The sequence below is a fragment of the Micrococcus sp. 63XJN7_6_ISO-PGPR-S23-444 genome (genome assembly GCF_058072765.1).
On sequence record NZ_CM176516.1, the window covers coordinates 2,374,616 to 2,392,405 of the forward strand.

Here is a 17,790-nt window from a genome sequence, read left to right on the forward strand (position 1 = left end):
CGGGGAGGGCGCGGTTGCGGGCGGCCCCGCCCCTGACTGGCCGTTGCGCACCGCGCGGCTGACGCTGCGCCCGCACCGGGAGGACGGCCTCGCCGGCCCTGCCGGATCGGTGTCCCAGCTGGACCTGGGGTTCGAGACGTACGGCCTGCACCGGGTGGTGGCGCAGATGGACGCCCGCAACCCGACGCCCGCCCGGATGGCCGGGACACTACACGCGGCATGAGGCTGGTCAGCCCGGTAGTCCACACCCGGTCAACCCCGCCGGCCCGCACGCGCGGCGAACTCGTCCAGACAGGCGAGCACCTCGGTGGCCAGCCACACCCGGTTCCGACGCTGAGCGGACGCGGCCTGCAGAGCGCCGGCCTCGACAAGCTGGTCCACGGCCCGCTGGGCGGCCGGGCGCGAGACACCCAGCACCTGGGCCAGGTGGTCCACGGTCACGGCGGGTTGCGCGATGATCACCGCGAGCGCCCGCCAGACCGCCGCGTCCCGCCGGGCGGTGAGCCGCTCGCGCCAGCCGGTCAGGGCCTCGTCCAGGTCCGCGACGAGCTCTCGGCCGTTGCCGACGGCGGCCAGGGCGGCCTGCGCGAAGCGGCGCACGATGGGCGCGGGGTCGCCGTCGCGGTAGGCGGTGAGGGCGTCGAAGTATCCGGCCGTGTCCGTGAGGAGTCCCGCGGAGAGGGGCACCCCCATACGGGTGATCGCGCCGGCCCGATGCAACACGGCGTGCACGAGGACGCGCCCGGTGCGGCCGTTGCCGTCCGCGAACGGGTGGATGGTCTCGAACTGGGCGTGCGCGATGGCGGCCTGCACGAGGGCGGGCACGTCCGTGCGTCGCAGGTAGGCGAAGAGATCGTCCATCCCGGCACGCAGGCGCTCCGGGTGGGGCGGGACGAACTGCGCCGTGTGCGGCGTGGGCACCCCGCCCCCGATCCACCCCTGCGCATCGCGGTAGGCGCCCGGCCGGGCATGCTCCTGACCGTCCATGAGGGCACGATGGGCGGCCAGCAGGGCGGGCTCGTCGAGGTCGGCGGCCAGCCGGGAAGCAGCGCCCATGGCCCTCACGTTCGCCGCCACGAGCGTTGCGTTCGGGCGGGTGCGTTCGCCGAGAGTCGCCAGGGCGAGGGCTCGCGCGCCCGCGGTGATGTGCTCGATCTGCGAGGAGGACGCGGACTCAGTGCGCAGGAGCACCGCGTCGATCGGGGCGATCTCGCCGGTGAGCCCCGGGAGGGCGTGGCTGATCTCAGCATCGAAGCGCACGACGGCGGCCGTCGCCTCCTCGACCTCGGTCGCCAGATCAGAGGGCAGGTCGAGCCCGAGTCGGGCGATGCGGGCCGGGAGCGCGGCTCGATACGGGCCCGAGGCGCGCACGCGAGCGCTGCGGGAGCGCAGCCCGGCGTCATCCGGGCCCGCGGCCCAGGGGCGCTCTTCCCAGCCGACGGCCCACGGGGTCGGGCGCGGATCGTTGCTCATGCCGCCACCTTACGCAACGTTATGTCTAGAGAGTTGCGTACTTCTGGGCGTCGTGAGGTGGAAAGCCGTCTGCCCCGGGCCCGATGCTCCGAGGCGAGCATCGCGTAAGTGACGCCGTCCACCCAGCCGCGGGTGCGGTGCAGTGACTCCTCCTTGAAGGTGCCCTCGTGGCGCAGGCCGACCTTCTCCATCACGCGCAGGATGGGCGCGTTGTCCGCGAAGGCGTGAGCCTCCACGGGTCGGACGCCGAGGCCTGCGAAGGCGAGGTCCAACAGGGCACAGGCCAGCTCGGTGGCGCGGCCCCGGCCGGCGTGGGCCTGGGCTATGGTCCAGCCGATCTCGGCCTGCGCGTCCCGGGCTTCCTCGCGCGGTGCGCCGCGAGGTCGAGGAGGGGCGTGGCCATGGGGTCACGGCAACGGGCGGCGGTGACGTCCCCTCCCCTACTCTCGGCCCCATGGACGTCACCTTCACTCCGCTCGACCCGGCAGGCGCCGACCGGGACGCGCTCGTCGCCCTGCTCACCGAGAACGCGTGGCCGTTCCACACGCGCCCGCGCGTCACCCGGCCGGAGGCGGAGAAGGCCGTCGATGGCGGCGCCTGGGAGGATGAGGACCACCGCACCTTCTGGATCGAGCATCCCGAGCACGGCCGCGTCGGCGTGGTGCGCCTGGAGGACCTCACGGACCCCACCCCCTTGTTCGACCTGCGCGTGGCGGAGCGGTTCCGCGGGCGCGGGCTCGGCGCGCAGATCCTCACCGCGCTCACCCGGCACGTCTTCGAGACGATGCCCGCGGTGGACCGCTTCGAGGGCCAGACCCGCGAGGACAACGTCCCCATGCTGCGCACCTTCCGCCGGGCCGGCTGGGTCAAGGAGGCGCACTACCGGCGCGGCTGGCCCGTGGACGGCGGCGAGCCGCTCGCGTCCGTGGCCTACGCAATGTTGCGCCAGGACTGGGCGTCCGGCACGACGACGCCGGTCCCCGCCGACGTCGACGCCCCGCCTCCGGCGGGGCGCAAGGAGGGCGCGGCTGCGGGCGGCCGCGCCCCTGACTGGCCGTTGCCCACCGCGCGGCTGACGCTGCGGCCGCACCGGGAGGACGACTTCGGCTGGTTGCAGGAGATGTACATGCAGCCCGAGGTGGTGCGCCACCTGCTGGACGAGCCCTGGGACGAGGCGACCGCGCGGGCGAAGCTGGCCAAGCGGATCACGTGGGACGACCTCGGCGGCCCGTCCGGGGCGGTGTCCCTGGTGGTGGAGCACGCGGGCGTCCCCGTGGGTGACGTGATCCTGTGGCTGACGGACCGCGAGCGCGGTGTCGCGGAGATCGGCTGGGCACTGGATCCGCGGCATGCCGGTCAAGGCTTCGCCCGGGAGGCCGCGGCTGCGCTGCTGGACCTGGGGTTCGAGACGTCTGGCCTGCACCGGGTGGTGGCACAGATGGATGCCCGCAACACGGCGTCCGCCCGACTGGCCGAGATGCTCGGGATGCGTCGAGAGGCACACCACCGGCAGGACCTGTGGAGCAAGGGCGAGTGGACGGACACCCTCGTCTACGCGATGCTCGCGAGCGACCGGGGGGTGAGGGGCCATCTATGACGACGAACGGACTTCTACGCTCACCCCATGCAGCTCGAGACCGTGAGGGGGTGGACTCGCGAGGCTCACCAGGTGTGCGGACCGAGGTCCTCGAGGATCTCCAGGTCGAGAAGCCACTCGTCAGGGCGGGGAGTCTCGGGGAGCACCGGCTCGTAGGCGCCGACGTAGACGACCTCCCCCAAGCCGAGGCCGGTGGCCTCCTCTGGCTCAAGGATCGTCAGGTCAGCGTGGCCGGGGACGCGGTCGATCTCGGCGAGCCGCCCCGAGGGCCACACCTCGTGTGCCGCCCTCACCACGGCCCGCACACGACGCAACGGGATCGACCCGGCGGGGCTGCCGTCGTCGTGATGGGTGACGACCCAGCCTGCAGAGGCCAGGGGCCCAGCCTGACTCACTCCCCGGGAGGGCAGCAGGATCAGCTCGTGGACTTCCCCCACGGCGATCGAGTCACCGCAGCATTCCTGCTCCCAGTCCGAGAGCGAGGCGCGGCCGACGGCGCCGACGGTGATGTCCATGGTCGGAGTGTAGGGGCGGGGCCTCACCCGAGGGCACGCGTCACCCGAGGCGCTCCGCCCTCGTTCCAGCGGAACAGGGTGAGGTGCCACAGCCCGAGGAGCGTGTGGGACGAGCCACCTCCACGCGCGCCGACGTGCCGCTGTTCGAGCGGCTCGGGTTCCGCGAGACCGTACCCGACGCGTGCATACCCGCGGCCCGGGAGTGACATCATGGACCTCGGCTCGTGCTGATACTGGGTATCGTGAGCCACGCCACTACACTGTGCCTCCACTGATAAAGGAGCAACCCCCCATGCCGACCCTGCGAACCGTCCCCCTCTCCGCCGCCACGCGGGAGGACCACCTCGCCCGCCTCCGGGCCACCAGCCCGGAGGCCCCCCTCGACATCCTGGTCGTGGGCGGCGGCTCCACCGGCGTGGGCGCCGCGTTCGACGCGGCCACCCGCGGCCTCGACGTGGGCATCGTCGAGGCCCGCGACTGGGCCTCCGGGACCTCGTCCCGCTCCTCCCGCCTCATGCACGGTGGCCTGCGCTACCTCGAGATGCTGGACGTCAAGCTGGTGTACGAGGCGCTGCGGGAGCGCGACCTGCTGCTCACCCAGACCGCGCCCCACCTGGTGCGTCCCCTGCGCTTCGTCTTCCCGTTCTTCCACAAGGTGATCGACCGCGGCTTCATCGGCGCCGGCGTCACCATGTACGACGCCATGCAGTCGCTCGGCCGCCGCCGCGCGATGGGCGCGCACCGCCATCTCAGCCGCCGCTCCATGGCCGCGACCTTCCCCTCCCTCGACGACGAGAAGATCGTCGGCGCGGTGGAGTACGCCGACGCCCAGTTCGACGACGCCCGCCTGGCCATGATGCTCGTGCGATCCGCCGTGGACCACGGCGCCGTGGCCGCCAACTACACCGCCGTCACCGGCTACCTGCGCGGCGACGACGGCCGTGTGCAGGGCGTGCGTGTCCGCGAGGAGACCTCCGGCGAGGAGTTCGACGTGCACGCGCGCGCCGTCATCCTGGCCGGGGGCGTGTGGACCCAGGAGCAGCAGGAGCTGGCCGGGGCCGACGGCGGCCTCGAGGTGCTCGCCTCCAAGGGCGCCCACATCACCGTCCCGCGCGACCGCATCCGCGCCGACGCCGCCACCGGCGTGATCACCAAGACGGAGAAGTCCGTGCTGTTCCTCATCCCGTGGGACGAGTACTGGGTGATCGGCACCACGGACACCCCGTGGGCGGAGGACGTGGCCCATCCGGCCACCACCGCGGACGACATCGACTACATCCTCGAGCACGCCAACGCGGTGCTGAAGGAGGACCTCACGCGTGACGACGTGATCGCCACGTACGCCGGCCTGCGCCCGCTCCTGCAGCCGGTCACCGGATCCGACGGCGGCTCCACCAAGATCTCCCGTGAGCACACCGTCACCGAGGTGGCCCCCGGCCTCACCGCCGTGGCCGGCGGCAAGTGGACCACGTACCGGGCCATGGCCGAGGACGTCGTGGACTTCGTGGTGCGCAAGACCCACCCGACCCGTCCCAGCCTCACCGAGCGCATCCCCGTGCTCGGCGGCCTCGGCTACTCGGAGATCGAGGCGGAGGCGGACCGCATCGCCGCCGACTACGGCCTGGACGAGGCCCGCGTGGACCGGCTCCTGTTCCGTTACGGCACCGTCCTGCGCCATGTGCTCGACCTGATCGACGGCGACCCGTCCCTGAGCGTCCCTCTCGCCGAGGCGCCGCGCTACCTGCGCGCCGAGATCGTCTACGCGGCCCGAGCCGAGGGCGTCGTCCACCTGGACGACGTCATCGAGCGCCGCACGCGCCTGTCAACCGAGGTCCGCGACCGCGGCGTCGCGGCGGCCGAGGAGATCGCGTCCCTCGTGGGCCCCGAGCTGGGCTGGGATGAAGAGCGCATCGCCGGTGAGATCCGGGCGTACAAGGACCTCGTCGCCGCCCGCCTCCGCGGCGAGACCGCCCACGACGACGTCACCGCCGCCGCCGCGCTCGCGGCCGCCGACGCCGCCCCCGTCCACTGAAAGGAGCCCGTCCATGGGCACGATCTTCCTGCATGAGATCGCCGGCACGGCGATCCTCCTGCTGCTCGGCGTCGGCGTCGTCGCCAACGTCGTCCTGACGAAGACCAAGGGCAACGGCGGAGGCTGGCTGCTCATCAGCTTCGGCTGGGGGCTGGGCGTCTTCGCGGGCGTCTACGTCGCTGCCGCGACCGGTGCGCACCTGAACCCCGCCGTGACCGTCGGCCTGCTCGTCAGCGGCGCCGAGGAGTACGCCCCCGGCATCGCCGTGACCCTCGGCACCACGCTCGCGTACTTCGCGGCGCAGCTGATCGGCGCCTTCCTCGGCGCGGCCCTGGCCTGGCTGGCCTACCGCGACCACTACCAGGCGGAGACGGACCAGGGGGCGATCCTGGGCACCTTCGCCACAGGCCCCGAGATCCGCAACCCGCTGTGGAACATGGTCACCGAGGTGATCGCCACGTTCGTCCTGGTGTTCGTGATCCTGCTCTTCGGCTCCACCCCCTCCGGGCTCGGCCCGCTCGCGGTGGCCCTGCTCGTCGTCGCGATCGGCGCGAGCCTGGGCGGCCCCACGGGGTACGCCATCAACCCGGCGCGCGACCTGGGCCCCCGCCTGTTCCACGCCGTCGCGCCGATCCGGCACAAGGGCGGCTCGGACTGGGGCTACGCGTGGGTGCCGATCGTCGGCCCGCTCGTCGGCGCCGTCCTGGCCGGCCTCGCCGCGCCTCTGTTCGTCTGAGCGGTCTGCCCGTCCAACCCCGGCGGGCACGTTCCCCTGCGGGAACGTGCCCGCCACCCCCACACCCCCGTGACCACCTCCGAAGGAGTAGGACATGACCACCCCCCGCTACGTGATGGCCATCGACCAGGGCACCACGTCCACGCGCGCGATCCTCTTCGACCACAGTGGGGCCATCGTGTCCACTGGTCAGCGCGAACACGAGCAGATCTTCCCGCGCGCCGGCTGGGTGGAGCACGACCCGGTGGAGATCTGGACGAACACCCGCGAGGTCATCGGCGAGGCCCTGGCCCGCGCCGAGGTGACCCGACACGACGTCGCCGCCGTGGGCATCACGAACCAGCGTGAGACCACCGTGGTGTGGGACCGCAACACCGGCAAGCCGGTGTACAACGCCATCGTGTGGCAGGACACCCGCACCGACCACCTCTGCGAGCGCCTGGCCGGCGACGTCGGCGCGGACCGCTACAAGGAGCGCGTCGGGCTGCCCCTGGCCACGTACTTCTCCGGCCCCAAGGTGGCCTGGATTCTGGAGAACGTGGACGGTGCCCGGGAGGCCGCCGAGAACGGCGACCTCATCTTCGGCACCACGGACTCGTGGCTCGTGTGGAATCTCACCGGCGGCGGGGAGGGCGGCCGGCACGTCACCGACGTCACCAACGCCTCCCGCACCATGCTGATGAACCTGGACACCCTCGACTGGAACGAGGAGATCTGCGCGGACATGGGCATCCCGATGTCCATGCTTCCGGAGATCGTCAGCTCCTCCGCCGAGGTGGGCACCGTATCCGGCCAGCAGCTGCTGCGCGAGACGCCGATCACCGGCATCCTGGGCGACCAGCACGCGGCGACCTTCGGCCAGGCGTGCTTCGAGGTCGGCCAGGCCAAGAACACGTACGGCACCGGCAACTTCATGCTGATCAACACCGGCGAGGAGCCGGTGCACTCGGACAACGGCCTGCTCACCACGGTGGCGTACCGCATTGGCGACCAGAAGCCGGTGTACGCGCTGGAGGGCTCGATCGCCGTCACCGGCTCGCTGATCCAGTGGCTGCGTGACAACCTCGGGATGATCGCCAGCGCCCCGGAGGTCGAGACCCTGGCCGCCGGCGTGGAGGACAACGGCGGCGTGTACTTCGTCCCCGCGTTCTCCGGCCTCTTCGCCCCGCACTGGGACGCCGCGGCCCGCGGCGCCATGGTGGGCATGACCCGTTACGTCAACAAGGGGCACATCGCCCGCGCGGCGCTCGAGGCCACCGCCTTCCAGAGCCGCGAGGTCCTGGACGCCATGAACGCGGACTCCGGCGTGGACCTGACCGAACTGAAGGTCGACGGTGGCATGGTCGCCAACGAGCTGCTCATGCAGTTCCAGGCGGACCTGCTGCGCGTGCCCGTCGTGCGCCCCAAGGTCATCGAGACCACCGCTCTCGGCGCCGCCTACGCCGCAGGCCTGGCGGTGGGGTTCTGGGCGTCCCAGGACGAGCTCGTGGCCAACTGGGAAGAGGACAAGCGCTGGGAGCCCACCACGGACGAGGAGGAGGTTGAGCGCGCCCTGCGGCTGTGGAAGAAGGCCGTGGAACGCTCCCGCGACTGGGTCGACGAGGACGTCGAGTCGGCCCAGGGCTGAGCCGTCCGGTCCGTAGGTCGGTCCGGCCGGCCCCGTGCGCCCCGTGCGCCCCGGGCCGGTCCGGGCCCTCCAGAAGGACCCCGAGCAGCACTACCCCCTCGTCGGCCGCCTGCGCGCGGAGCGGGGCGGAGTCGGTGCCGTTGCCATCGGCGCAGTGGCCAGGCCCGAGGTGCCCGGCTGCTCCGACGTCAAGCTGTCCTCACCCAGGGCGTCCTCTTCCCCCGCCGCTTCCGCCCAAGGCGGCGGTGGCCAGGCAGGCGAAGTAGTCCGCATCCACGTGTCGGCCGTCCTTGGTGGCGCTCCGATGTGGAATCTCCTCGGAGAGGTTCTCCTCGTCCGCGTTGTTCACCGAGGCCACCACCTTTTCGAGGCCGGCCACCTCGGGCCGGAGTTCGCGCGCCCGTCGTCGCATCCTGCCCTCGCCGGTCCACTCATGGGTGCGTTCGGTGAGGGCGTCGAATGGGTTCTCACACGCCGACATTCGGTGTGCTCGTTCGACGACGTTGGACGCCAGGATGTCCCTGAGCATCGTCGTCTTGCCGGTCCCGGGTGGGCCGTTCACGCCCATCAGACCTGACCCGCACTCCTCGACGACGTCGGCCCGCGCGACGACATCAATGCGGGCGGCTTGCAGATGCCCCGTGTGCTCGCGGGCAGTCATATTCGAGGAATTCAGCGATGGCTGCAGTGCCGGGATGGCGCGCTTGTCCTCTTCCCCGAGGCTCGGCGCGGGCATTCCATCCCCCGTCTGACCTTCGCCCACTCCCCCAGGACTACGACGTCCGTTCAGTTCCGGTTCAGCCCGAACCGGCGCGTCATCAGCGCGTCCTTGTAGTGCTTCTCCGCGGCGTCGACCTGGGCCTGCGGGGTATCGGAGCCGAACACGCGCAACAGGCTGAACGTGTACCGCTCCGGCTGGGTGGGATCGAGCTCCAGGGCATCCCGGAGGGCGACGTTCCCGCCATGCCCGTCACGGGCGTAGGCCTCCCACCGGCCGAGCACACCACGCTCACCGTCGGCCTTGCCGACGTAGCACTGGCCCGCGGTCTCGTCGGCGATCAGGTAGATCCCGCGTACGGCCTGCAGGGCAGTGCGCCAGCCTGCGTAGCGGGTCTCGGCCACCATTGACTGCAGGTCCCCGTAGCTGAGCAGCACGTGGTCGAAGCCGGGGAACGCCTCGGTGGTGGGGTCGGCGATCTCCAGGACGGGGAACCGCGCCGCCAGGGGGCCGCGCTTGGCCCAGTTCACGGGATCTGCGGACCACTCCACCACCAGGCGCTCCTCGAGGGAGGCCAGCAGCGGCACCGGCGCAACGTCGTAGTACCGGTGCCGCTCCGTGCGCTCAGCCACGGCCTCCCCGCGGTTCTCGTACACGGCGGTGAGGCGAGAACGACGCCCGCCCTCTCCCATGAAGATCAGCCAGTGGCGGGCGGGCTCCTTCGGGAACTTCCCCACGTGGTGCTGCTCCCGCGTGTAGGCGAGCACGCGCTCCGGCGTGGCTGCGGCCCGCGACGGAAGCCCCGACTCCTTGTAGGTGTGGCGGATGGCCAGGACGTCCTGCGGGTCGAGGCCGGCAGCTGCTAGGACGGCCCCGAGGGTCAGGACGAAGGGCTCGGGGACGGGCTGGGTGGACTCCATGGGACCCCATTCTGCCGAGGCCCCCTGATCACCCTTCCGCTGCGATGAGCCCTCAGCCACAATCACCGTGACGCCTTCTAGTGGAAGAGGAAGCCATGACCGCACCCCAGCTGCACCTGCCCCGCACGGTTGCCTCGGATCAAACGGAGCGCGCCGTTGACCTGCTCCAGCTCTATTTCAAGTCCCGGAAGTTCATCGGAAGCCAATGGGACGGGTTCGACCCGAGCGGGACGCGCGCAGCGTCTGCGAACGTGTTCACCTCCGACGACGTCGCCTCCGCCGCCCTGCTGAACACGCCAGTGCCGGGTCATGCGGTCGTGCATCTGCTCATCACCCAGAGGGAGCGCTTCGCTGGGCTACTGGAGGCCGTCGGTCCGGACCGCGACTTCATCGACGTCGACCCGGACCCGTCCGGCAAGGACATGGCACCGGTGTATGCGCTCTACGAAGCGCTGGAAGGCCTCGCTGACGTGGGTCCGCCCATCGCTTCCAAGCTTCTTGCGCGCAAACGGCCGCGTCTCTTCCCGATCATCGACTCCGACCTGCGCCGGACCGTCTTCCATGAGACCCGAAAGGACGGTTACGTGGGCCGGGCACTGCTCCATGCGGAGTTCTCCGCCCAGGAGCGGACTATTTGGCAGCGCCTCGAGTCCTACCGGTGCGCGGCGGCCCTCCCCGCCGAGGTGACCACCCTCCGCGTCTTCGATGTGCTCGCCTGGATGGAGGCCAAGGCGTACTGAGGCCTGCGCCGTGTCTGACAATGAATCCAGGGGTCGGCTGGCCTCCTCGAAGACGTGTCCCGGTTCGAGATGCTCTCCGACGCCCCGTGGGAGTTGATCGCTCCGATGCTCCCAGCCCCCCCAACAGGCCGGGAGGGCCGGCCGTTCGTCGATGCCCGCACGACGGCGTCACCTCGGAGATCGCGTACAGACCGCGCCCCTTCGGAAACTCCACACCGTCCGCTGTGACGGCCTTGACGCCACCAGGCGCGGTCTCAGCCCGCTCCACTCGGAACACCGGCCCGTTCAGCAGCGCCTCCCGCGCCTCGGCCACCAGCACCTCGGGCGCCGTCACCCCTCGTCCTCCAGCACCCACACCTGCTGCAGCGGGATCCGCGCCCGCGTGGAGGCCGGCAGCCGGTCGTAGGTGAGGAAGAGCTGATCGAGCAGCGCGTCGGCGTCCCAGATGCGCATAGTCGTACGGTCGCGTTTGAACTCCAGCTCTGCGGGTCGAGTCACCCCACCCCAGGCCACGAGGAGCGCCTGATCCGCCCGGTGCTGTGTCATCGCAGAGTGCAGCCCCCGCAGCACCCGGGAACCGATCGGGGTCGGCTCGGACTTCACCTCCACGATTAGCGTCGGCGCGTCCAGCCCCAAGGGTCCGGTGCCCGCGATGATGTCCACGCCGCCGTCGGGCCCGGGTGGCGAGACTTCACACCTAAAGCCGAGCACCGTGAGGATCTCCGCGACCAGGTGGGTCAGCTCGTGCTCGCGGAACTCCCCGGCCACATGGGCGCGGATACGGTCTCGGATGGCGACGACGGTCGGTGCTGTCTCGGGGTCCGTCACCTCGGTAGTGGTGTGGTCGGCGGGGGTCGCCACCGGACGGGGCAGCCCCTCTGTGAACCCGGGGTCGGGCTTTCCTCGAGCGATGGCCTCGAGTCGGCGTTCGGCGTCGTTCCGGCTCGGCTGGAACACGGTGAGGCTGCCATTGAGGGTGTGGACGAGGTCCTGGCCCACCACGGTCTTGGAGACCGGCTCCCCCAGCCAGTCCACCGGCAGGGAGTGGCTGCGGTGCCAGCCAGCCTCGGCCGCGTCGTGGGCGTACGCACCGGTGACGCGTCCGAACTGCACGTAGCCGGGCTTGGTCTTCAGCGGCAGGATGACGAGGTCACCCGGGCGGATGGAGTCCCGGAACGCCCAGAGCTGGTCGGTGTAATTGGCCCAGCGGGCAGCGCCGTCGCCGGGGTAGGCCTCCTCCACGCGACGGCGGACGTCCTCCCGGGATGTGGCGGGTGAGAGGTCACCGACCTCGGGCCAGCCCACGCTCACGCGCCCGTGCTCGATGTTCCAGTGCTCGTTCTCCCCCCGCTGTCCCGCGCGGACCACCCATGCGCTCATCGCCACTCCCTCGCTTGCGTCCGGCCGATCATCTCAGACCACGGCATGATGAACCGATGCGCTCCTCCTCACGAACCTTCCGCCGGTGGGACATGCCGGCCGGTCTGGCCCCCTCCGTGATGTTCGGCTCCGACCCCGGGCCGGGCGTCTACGTGCTCGAGTTCGCGGACGGTTCGGAGTACGTGGGCCAGAGCGTCCACCCGATCAGTCGCCTGGCGACCCACCGACGTCGCTACAAGGACATCGTGGCCGTGCGCCTCACCTCCGTGGACCGGGCCGACCTGGACCGAGTGGAGCAGGAGATCATCACGGGCCTGCGGAATGAGGGCGTCCTGCTTCGGAACCGCACATTGATGTCCCAGCCGCTGGGCAACTCCGCCCTGGATGCGATCGTGAGCCAGGAGGAGCAGGCGGCCTGGATTTCGGCAGACTTCCGAGACGCGGACGTCGTCGTTGCGCCGGAACGGATCGAACTGGCCCGGGCACGGATCCTTGCGGATCCCGACCGCCTGAGTTGAGTCCCGGATAGTGGTGTAACCCTCCCCGGTGGCCACGACCATCTTCGAGACGGACGCGGTCACCGTGGGAGCCTTCGAGCGAACCTTCCACAGCACTCTCGAAAGGACATCACCACGATGACCGCTCCTCATATTGTCGACCCTGAACGGCTGCTGCGCGAAGCTCTCGGGGAGGCCTCTCCCGATCTGTTGCGCCACCTGCTGCAGACCGTGATCAACGCACTGCTCTCCGCCGACGCTGACGCGGTCTGCGGGGCCGAGTACGGCAAGCCCTCCGAACATCGGACAGCGCAGCGCAACGGCTACCGCCACCGACCCCTGGACACCCGCGCCGGCACGATCGATGTGGCCATCCCCAAACTCCGGGCCGGCACGTACTTCCCCGAATGGCTGCTCGAGCGCCGCAAACGGGCCGAGTCCGCACTGATCACCGTGGTCGCGGACTGCTACCTGGCCGGGGTCTCGACCCGGCGCATGGACAAGCTCGTACGGCAGCTGGGCATCGACTCGCTCTCGAAGTCCCAGGTCAGCCGGATGGCACAGGAGTTGGACGAGCACATCGAGGCTTTCCGCCACCGGCCTCTGGGCGAGGCCGGCCCGTTCGTGTTCCTCGCCGCCGACGCCCTGACCATGAAGGTGCGTGAGGGCGGGCGTGTGGTCAACGCGGTGGCCATGGTCGCCACCGGGGTCAACGCGGACGGGCGCCGCGAGGTCCTCGGGCTGAGGGTGGCCACCACGGAGTCCGGGGCGGGGTGGAACGAGTTCTTCGCGGATCTGGTGGCCCGGGGGCTGGCCGGGGTGGCACTGGTGACCTCGGACTCCCATCGCGGCCTCGTGGAAGCAGTGGCGGCGAACCTGCCCGGGGCCGTGTGGCAACGCTGCCGCACCCATTACGCGGCGAATCTGATGGCCGTGACCCCGAAGAGCATGTGGCCGGCGGTGAAGGCCATGCTGCACAGCGTGTATGACCAGCCCGACGGGCCGGCCGTGCAGGCCCAGTTCGAGCGCCTGTTGGACTACGTGCAGGACAGGTTGCCCGCGGTGGCTGGGCACCTCGATGCAGCACGAGAGGACATCCTCGCGTTCACCTCGTTCCCGAGGGACGTGTGGTCCCAGATCTGGTCGAACAACCCTGCCGAGCGGCTGAACCGGGAGATCCGGCGCCGCACGGACTCGGTGGGGATCTTCCCGAACCGGGATGCCGTGGTGCGTCTGGTCGGGGCTGTGTTGGCCGAGCAGACCGATGAGTGGGCCGAAGGCCGCCGGTATCTCGGCCTGGAACTGCTCGCCCGGTGCCGTGAGCCCCTGACCACGGAGCAAGAGACCGTGATGAGCACGGAGGTGATGCCGACCCTGCAGACCTGACAGGTACAAGCCCCCTACAACCTCGAAGACGGCTACACCACTTCCAGGGACTTGACCGGCCTGGCTGCGCCGGCATGGCATCGCGGCCACGATCCCCGAGCGGGCCGATCAGATCACGCACCGGCGCCGCCGCCCAGGAAGACCGATCGACTTCGGTGAAGACCAGCGCCAGCGCTACCGGGGACGCAACGTCGTAGAGCGGTGCTTCAACCGGCTCAAGCAGTGGCGAGGGATCGCGATGCGCTCGGACAAGTACGCCCGGAACTATCACGCCGGGCTCTGCCTCGCCGCGACACTGCATTGGCTGACTACTATCCTTTAGCAACACGCCCTACGACGTCAGCGACGGTCTGGGCGCAGGCGAGCGGGTGCCTGCTCGGTTTGTGGCAGCCCTCGGCCACGAAGGGCGGGCCACGAACAGATTCGCCGCCAAGCATGTGAGCGACTTCGACCTCCCGCAGAAGGAAGCGCCGGTTCCCTACCGCCTCTCCGACGCGACGCACCTGGATATCGATCTCCTGTTGAGCTTCCTGACTGAGGGCGTCTACACCTACAGCGTCGAGGTGGAGGTGGCCGTCAACGGGGTCAGCCGGACACTGAAAGTCGAGAAGGCACCGATCGGGGACCAAGAACTTCCCCTCAAGATGGTCTTCGCGCGGGAGCCTGCGATGGTCCATGAAGAGTTCACGGAGTACCCACACACGCGCTGGCTTCCGGGCCCGCGACCTGAAATGTGAGTCAAGGCCGCCGACTGTCACTCATGAGGCGGTAGGCAGTCTGGCGATTTCCCTGGCCCCCGTCCATCACCACGATCCCTTCATCCAGGGGGAGCCGAAGCGCGTACCGCACCTGGCGATCGGTCAAACCTGTCACGCTCGTCAGGGCACGCAACGTTGCTCCGTCGGGCATCCTCACCAGAGCAGCCAGCACGGCATGCTCGTGACGGGTGGGGCTGGTGCTCGCTGGAACGGCCCGCGGCACTGCCGTCTCCACCGCGGAGGCACCCTTCGCATCCTCGGCGCCGGCGCGAGCGTTCCTGTCCGCGGCACGCCACAGAATGGCCTTGAACTGCACTCCAGTGTCAATGAGCTGGGGCCGTGGCAGGCCCTGTCGTTCTGCTGCACGGAACACCTCTCGGATTCCTCCACCTTCACCTTCGATGAGCGAGGCCCCGTCCGACGTCGTGAGTTTCTTGGCGAACTGATAGAGACGCTGATTGACAGCAGCCTGAGCATGGTCGTCACTCTGAAGCTGTGTCAATGACAGCCCCTGCAGACCGCCGGGATTCTGGATGAAGAGGCTCCTCGGCGTGAGACGGACCTGGATGCCCTTCCCCATCCCCAGAGTGCTGGGCCCGAGATCGCGGTGGACGAGGGCGTTGGCCAGCAGCTCACGCACGGCAGTGAGCGGCAGCTCCGCCACCTCTTCCATGTGGCCGTCCCGGCGATACCGCCGCACAGTGTCGATGTTGTCACTGACCCAGGCCATCAGGTCTCTCAGCAGGTCCGGCAGTGGCCCCACAAAGTCCTCAAGGTTCCGGTTGCGCGGCTGCCCCTCACCGCCGGGGAGCTGGACGGCAGCCGTGACCGTCAGGCCCGGGAAACGTCCCTGTGGAAAGTCTCCGAGAGCATAGAGACCCGCGAGCGTGGGTTCACCAGAACTCGTCAGGACGCTCGTCTGCCGCAGGATCTCCTCGCTGGTACGGTCTCGGAGCCGCCGGTTCTTCCGGCGGACAGCCGCGACATACTCGTCCACCAGCGAGGAAACGAGGTCCTGCTCGCCGAGGCCGGTGGCCACCTTCAACTCGTAGTCAACCCGCTCGTCCGCATGGAGCTTGGCGACCTCCAACATCCGCAGCTCGTGCTCATGCATCCGGTAGTCGCCGTCGGACTGGCGCAGATAGGCGACGCCCTGCACCGTTGCCGGCTTGTCCGCCGTCCTCAGCGGCACGACGTGGATGAGCAACACCTGTCGCTCGTCCAACTGCAAGGTCTGCGGGATGATCTGAGGGCTCGGCGTCACTCCTTCACGTGCCTGGGCTGCGACACCGGCCTCCAGGAGGGCCACGTCAGCCACCCCTGTGACGTTAAAAGCGCCTCTCGCCTCATCGACTCCAAGAATGATGGTGCCGCCCTCTGGCATGTTGGCGAAGGCGCAGAGGGTCTCGGCGAGCTGGGGCACTCCCCCGGCGGCGCGCTTGACCTCCACGTTGGTGGTGTCGCCGCGCCGCACACGTAGAGCCTCCAGAGTGGCAAGCAGATCGTCAGAGGACCATTTCATAGTGACAAAGTGTAAGTGAGAGTGTCAGTATGGGGCATCTCTCAGAACCCCCCGGCCCCACCCGCATCACTCGCCAGGTTCGAGAACCGCGAATAGTGCCCCTGGAACCCCACCACAATGGTCTTCGTGGGCCCGTTGCGGTGCTTGGCCACGATCAGGTCCGCCTCACCGGCGCGCGGGGACTCCTTGTCGTACACGTCCTCGCGGTGCAGCAGGATCACCATGTCCGCGTCCTGCTCGATCGAGCCGGACTCGCGCAGGTCGGACACCTGCGGCCGCTTGTCCGTTCTCTGCTCACTGCCACGGTTCAACTGGCTCAGCGCGATCACCGGCACGTCGAGCTCCTTGGCCAGCAGCTTGAGGGCACGGGAGAACTCGGCCACCTCCTGCTGACGGGACTCCACCTTCTTGCCCGAGCTCATGAGCTGCAGGTAGTCCAGCACCACCATCTTGAGGTTGTTCTTCTGCTTGAGCCGCCGGCACTTGGCGCGGATCTCCATCATGGTCATGTTCGGGGAGTCGTCGATGAAGAACGGCGCCTCGTTCAGCCGCCCCACGGTCGCGGCGATCTTGGACCACTGGTCGTCCCGGATGGTGCCCTTGCGCAGGTCCTGCAGGGCGATCGTCGCCTCGGCACTCAGAAGCCTCATCGCGATCTCGTTCTTCCCCATCTCTAATGAGAAGAACACCGTCGCCATGTTGTGGTGGATGGCCGCGGCCCGCGCGAAGTCGAGCGCGAGCGTGGACTTGCCGACGGCGGGGCGCGCCGCGATCACGATCATCTGGCCGCCGTGCAGGCCCTGCGTCAGCTCGTCGAAGTCGTAGAAGTCGGTGGGGACGCCCGTCAGGCCCTCCCCCTGGTTGCCGGCCGCCTCGATCTCGTCGACGGCGTGCTCCATGATCTCCGCGAGGCGCACGTAGTCCTCGGACTGGCGGTTCTCCGCCACCTTGTAGATCTCGGACTGCGCCTCGTTGACGATCTCCTCGACCTCGCCGTCGCCCTGATACCCCAGCTGGGTGATCTTGGTGCCGGCGGTGACGAGGCGCCGCAGGACGGCCTTCTCCGCCACGATCTCCGCGTAGAAGCTCGCGTTGGCGGCGGTGGGCACGGACTGGATCAGCTCGTGCAGCACGGCGGGGCCGCCCACGCGGCTGAGCTCCTGGCGCTTGTTCAGCAGGTCCGCCACGGTGACGGCATCTGCGGGCTCACCACGGCCGTAGAGGTCGATGATCGCCTCGTAGATCATCTCGTGGCTGGGCCGGTAGAAGTCGTGGCCGCGCAGCAGCTCCACCACGTCCGCGATCGCGTCCTTGGAGAGCATCATGCCGCCCAGCACCGAGCGCTCCGCCTCAAGGTCCTGGGGCGGCAGGAAGCGTTCAGAGGAACGGCCGCCGTCGTAGGAGCCCGAGTCTCCGTAGTTCTCAGTCAACGTCCGGAGACTCCCTTCCCACAGCCCGCACGACGGCGGCCCTCGCCGGTCTTCCCGGCTCTGATTCCTCTGTTGTCACCGCCCGTGCCGCCGCACCCTCCTGCAGGCGGACGGTGCGACGGTCCCCGGGGCGACGGTCCGAGCGGATGCGCGCCTGTCAGTGGTCACCTGCGGCCAATACCCGCCCTCGCGTTGGGGATACCACGCGACACTACGCGCGCCGTGGAGGCTGGGCAACCGCGTTTCCCACAGGCCTTGTGGACAACGTGTGGATTCGGCGGCGTGTCGCGTGGATCGCCTGAGGACCACGCTGGGGACAACCGCTCGACCGCTCCCATAATCCCGCTCTGACCTGGGACGATGCGATCCCCAGGGCTGTGGAGGAAGTTTCTCCACCCCCCTTTCGGCCCCATCGATCCAACTTGACAGCAGCCTCGTTTGCACCCTTATTACACGGTC

General features: G+C 69.7%; 16 protein-coding genes and 3 pseudogenes. 11 read left to right on the forward strand and 8 right to left on the reverse strand.

Translation table 11 applies throughout. The annotated features are described in order from the left end of the window. Positions 1–43 precede the first annotated feature (43 nt). Entirely contained in the window at positions 44–223 is a 180-nt protein-coding gene (locus AC3RJ9_RS10945; RefSeq protein WP_236649631.1) for a hypothetical protein, read from the forward strand. 29 nt (positions 224–252) lie between these two features. Here AC3RJ9_RS10945 and AC3RJ9_RS10950 read toward each other — a convergent pair whose 3' ends face one another. Both AC3RJ9_RS10950 and AC3RJ9_RS10955 read right to left on the reverse strand, forming a co-directional pair. Further along, a complete protein-coding gene (locus tag AC3RJ9_RS10950; RefSeq protein WP_095346737.1) occupies positions 253–1,473 on the reverse strand; it encodes a Fic family protein in 1,221 nt (406 codons plus the stop codon). Further along, a pseudogene (locus AC3RJ9_RS10955) lies at positions 1,470–1,817 on the reverse strand (GNAT family N-acetyltransferase); the annotation flags it as partial. The gene AC3RJ9_RS10950 and the pseudogene AC3RJ9_RS10955, both read right to left, overlap by 4 nt. 110 nt (positions 1,818–1,927) lie before the next feature. Here AC3RJ9_RS10955 and AC3RJ9_RS10960 point away from each other — a divergent pair. Further along, complete coding sequence (locus AC3RJ9_RS10960) at positions 1,928–3,070, forward strand: GNAT family N-acetyltransferase (protein ID WP_095346736.1); 1,143 nt, start codon at positions 1,928–1,930, stop codon at positions 3,068–3,070. A 65-nt stretch (positions 3,071–3,135) separates the two neighbouring features. On the opposite strand, the gene AC3RJ9_RS10965 is transcribed toward AC3RJ9_RS10960, so the two are convergent. Continuing rightward, the gene (locus tag AC3RJ9_RS10965) at positions 3,136–3,585 is read right to left on the reverse strand and encodes a hypothetical protein (protein WP_043275869.1); all 450 of its coding nucleotides are present in this window, start codon (positions 3,583–3,585) and stop codon (positions 3,136–3,138) included. Positions 3,586–3,877: 292 nt separating this feature from the next. On the opposite strand from AC3RJ9_RS10965, the gene AC3RJ9_RS10970 reads away from it, so the two are divergent. The 3 genes from AC3RJ9_RS10970 to glpK all read left to right on the forward strand — a co-directional run bounded on the left by AC3RJ9_RS10970 (position 3,878) and on the right by glpK (position 7,980). Further along, complete coding sequence (locus tag AC3RJ9_RS10970; RefSeq protein WP_158184090.1) at positions 3,878–5,617, forward strand: glycerol-3-phosphate dehydrogenase/oxidase; 1,740 nt, start codon at positions 3,878–3,880, stop codon at positions 5,615–5,617. 13 nt (positions 5,618–5,630) lie between these two features. Further along, positions 5,631–6,353, forward strand: a complete 723-nt coding sequence (locus AC3RJ9_RS10975) for an MIP/aquaporin family protein (protein WP_010079813.1) — start codon at positions 5,631–5,633, stop codon at positions 6,351–6,353. Between the two features lie 94 nt (positions 6,354–6,447). Then, complete coding sequence (gene glpK / locus AC3RJ9_RS10980; RefSeq protein ID WP_152744150.1) at positions 6,448–7,980, forward strand: glycerol kinase GlpK; 1,533 nt, start codon at positions 6,448–6,450, stop codon at positions 7,978–7,980. A gap of 199 nt (positions 7,981–8,179) precedes the next feature. On the opposite strand, the gene AC3RJ9_RS10985 is transcribed toward glpK, so the two are convergent. After that, the gene (locus AC3RJ9_RS10985; RefSeq protein WP_158184091.1) at positions 8,180–8,716 is read right to left on the reverse strand and encodes a hypothetical protein; all 537 of its coding nucleotides are present in this window, start codon (positions 8,714–8,716) and stop codon (positions 8,180–8,182) included. A gap of 50 nt (positions 8,717–8,766) precedes the next feature. Further along, positions 8,767–9,618, reverse strand: a complete 852-nt coding sequence (locus tag AC3RJ9_RS10990; protein ID WP_152744152.1) for a GIY-YIG nuclease family protein — start codon at positions 9,616–9,618, stop codon at positions 8,767–8,769. Between the two features lie 95 nt (positions 9,619–9,713). Here AC3RJ9_RS10990 and AC3RJ9_RS10995 point away from each other — a divergent pair, with 95 nt between their 5' ends. Continuing rightward, the gene (locus AC3RJ9_RS10995; protein WP_152744153.1) at positions 9,714–10,358 is read left to right on the forward strand and encodes a DUF6308 family protein; all 645 of its coding nucleotides are present in this window, start codon (positions 9,714–9,716) and stop codon (positions 10,356–10,358) included. Positions 10,359–10,412: 54 nt separating this feature from the next. Beyond that, positions 10,413–10,520 (forward strand): annotated as a pseudogene (locus AC3RJ9_RS11000) (IS5/IS1182 family transposase); the annotation flags it as partial. Positions 10,521–10,688: 168 nt separating this feature from the next. Here AC3RJ9_RS11000 and AC3RJ9_RS11005 read toward each other — a convergent pair. Then, on the reverse strand, positions 10,689–11,738 hold the full coding sequence (locus tag AC3RJ9_RS11005; protein ID WP_152744154.1) for a restriction endonuclease: 1,050 nt from the start codon (positions 11,736–11,738) through the stop codon (positions 10,689–10,691). Between the two features lie 56 nt (positions 11,739–11,794). Between AC3RJ9_RS11005 and AC3RJ9_RS11010 the strand changes: the two genes are divergently transcribed. From AC3RJ9_RS11010 to AC3RJ9_RS11025, 4 genes and pseudogenes are all read left to right on the forward strand, one after another. Further along, positions 11,795–12,256: a GIY-YIG nuclease family protein gene (locus AC3RJ9_RS11010; RefSeq protein ID WP_152744155.1), complete on the forward strand. Its 462-nt coding sequence runs from the start codon at positions 11,795–11,797 to the stop codon at positions 12,254–12,256. A 117-nt stretch (positions 12,257–12,373) separates the two neighbouring features. Then, positions 12,374–13,621: an IS256 family transposase gene (locus AC3RJ9_RS11015; RefSeq protein ID WP_145930907.1), complete on the forward strand. Its 1,248-nt coding sequence runs from the start codon at positions 12,374–12,376 to the stop codon at positions 13,619–13,621. Positions 13,622–13,796: 175 nt separating this feature from the next. Then, positions 13,797–13,943 (forward strand): annotated as a pseudogene (locus AC3RJ9_RS11020) (IS5/IS1182 family transposase); the annotation flags it as partial. Between the two features lie 61 nt (positions 13,944–14,004). Then, positions 14,005–14,358, forward strand: coding sequence for a hypothetical protein (locus AC3RJ9_RS11025; RefSeq protein ID WP_152744365.1), 354 nt, complete (start codon positions 14,005–14,007; stop codon positions 14,356–14,358). Between the two features lies 1 nt (position 14,359). Here AC3RJ9_RS11025 and AC3RJ9_RS11030 read toward each other — a convergent pair whose 3' ends face one another. Continuing rightward, entirely contained in the window at positions 14,360–15,901 is a 1,542-nt protein-coding gene (locus tag AC3RJ9_RS11030; RefSeq protein WP_069941713.1) for an RNA/DNA-binding domain-containing protein, read from the reverse strand. Positions 15,902–15,942: 41 nt separating this feature from the next. Beyond that, a complete protein-coding gene (gene dnaB, locus AC3RJ9_RS11035) occupies positions 15,943–17,331 on the reverse strand; it encodes a replicative DNA helicase (RefSeq protein WP_069941712.1) in 1,389 nt (462 codons plus the stop codon). Positions 17,332–17,790 lie beyond the last annotated feature (459 nt).

Coding starts and splice junctions, on each gene's coding strand:
- AC3RJ9_RS10950 (WP_095346737.1), bottom strand. CDS start 1,473: ATGAGCAACGATCCGCGCCCGACCCCGTGGGCCGTCGGCTGGGAAGAG.
- AC3RJ9_RS10960 (WP_095346736.1), top strand. CDS start 1,928: ATGGACGTCACCTTCACTCCGCTCGACCCGGCAGGCGCCGACCGGGAC.
- AC3RJ9_RS10965 (WP_043275869.1), bottom strand. CDS start 3,585: ATGGACATCACCGTCGGCGCCGTCGGCCGCGCCTCGCTCTCGGACTGG.
- AC3RJ9_RS10970 (WP_158184090.1), top strand. CDS start 3,878: ATGCCGACCCTGCGAACCGTCCCCCTCTCCGCCGCCACGCGGGAGGAC.
- AC3RJ9_RS10975 (WP_010079813.1), top strand. CDS start 5,631: ATGGGCACGATCTTCCTGCATGAGATCGCCGGCACGGCGATCCTCCTG.
- glpK (WP_152744150.1), top strand. CDS start 6,448: ATGACCACCCCCCGCTACGTGATGGCCATCGACCAGGGCACCACGTCC.
- AC3RJ9_RS10985 (WP_158184091.1), bottom strand. CDS start 8,716: ATGCCCGCGCCGAGCCTCGGGGAAGAGGACAAGCGCGCCATCCCGGCA.
- AC3RJ9_RS10990 (WP_152744152.1), bottom strand. CDS start 9,618: ATGGAGTCCACCCAGCCCGTCCCCGAGCCCTTCGTCCTGACCCTCGGG.
- AC3RJ9_RS10995 (WP_152744153.1), top strand. CDS start 9,714: ATGACCGCACCCCAGCTGCACCTGCCCCGCACGGTTGCCTCGGATCAA.
- AC3RJ9_RS11005 (WP_152744154.1), bottom strand. CDS start 11,738: ATGAGCGCATGGGTGGTCCGCGCGGGACAGCGGGGGGAGAACGAGCAC.
- AC3RJ9_RS11010 (WP_152744155.1), top strand. CDS start 11,795: ATGCGCTCCTCCTCACGAACCTTCCGCCGGTGGGACATGCCGGCCGGT.
- AC3RJ9_RS11015 (WP_145930907.1), top strand. CDS start 12,374: ATGACCGCTCCTCATATTGTCGACCCTGAACGGCTGCTGCGCGAAGCT.
- AC3RJ9_RS11030 (WP_069941713.1), bottom strand. CDS start 15,901: ATGAAATGGTCCTCTGACGATCTGCTTGCCACTCTGGAGGCTCTACGT.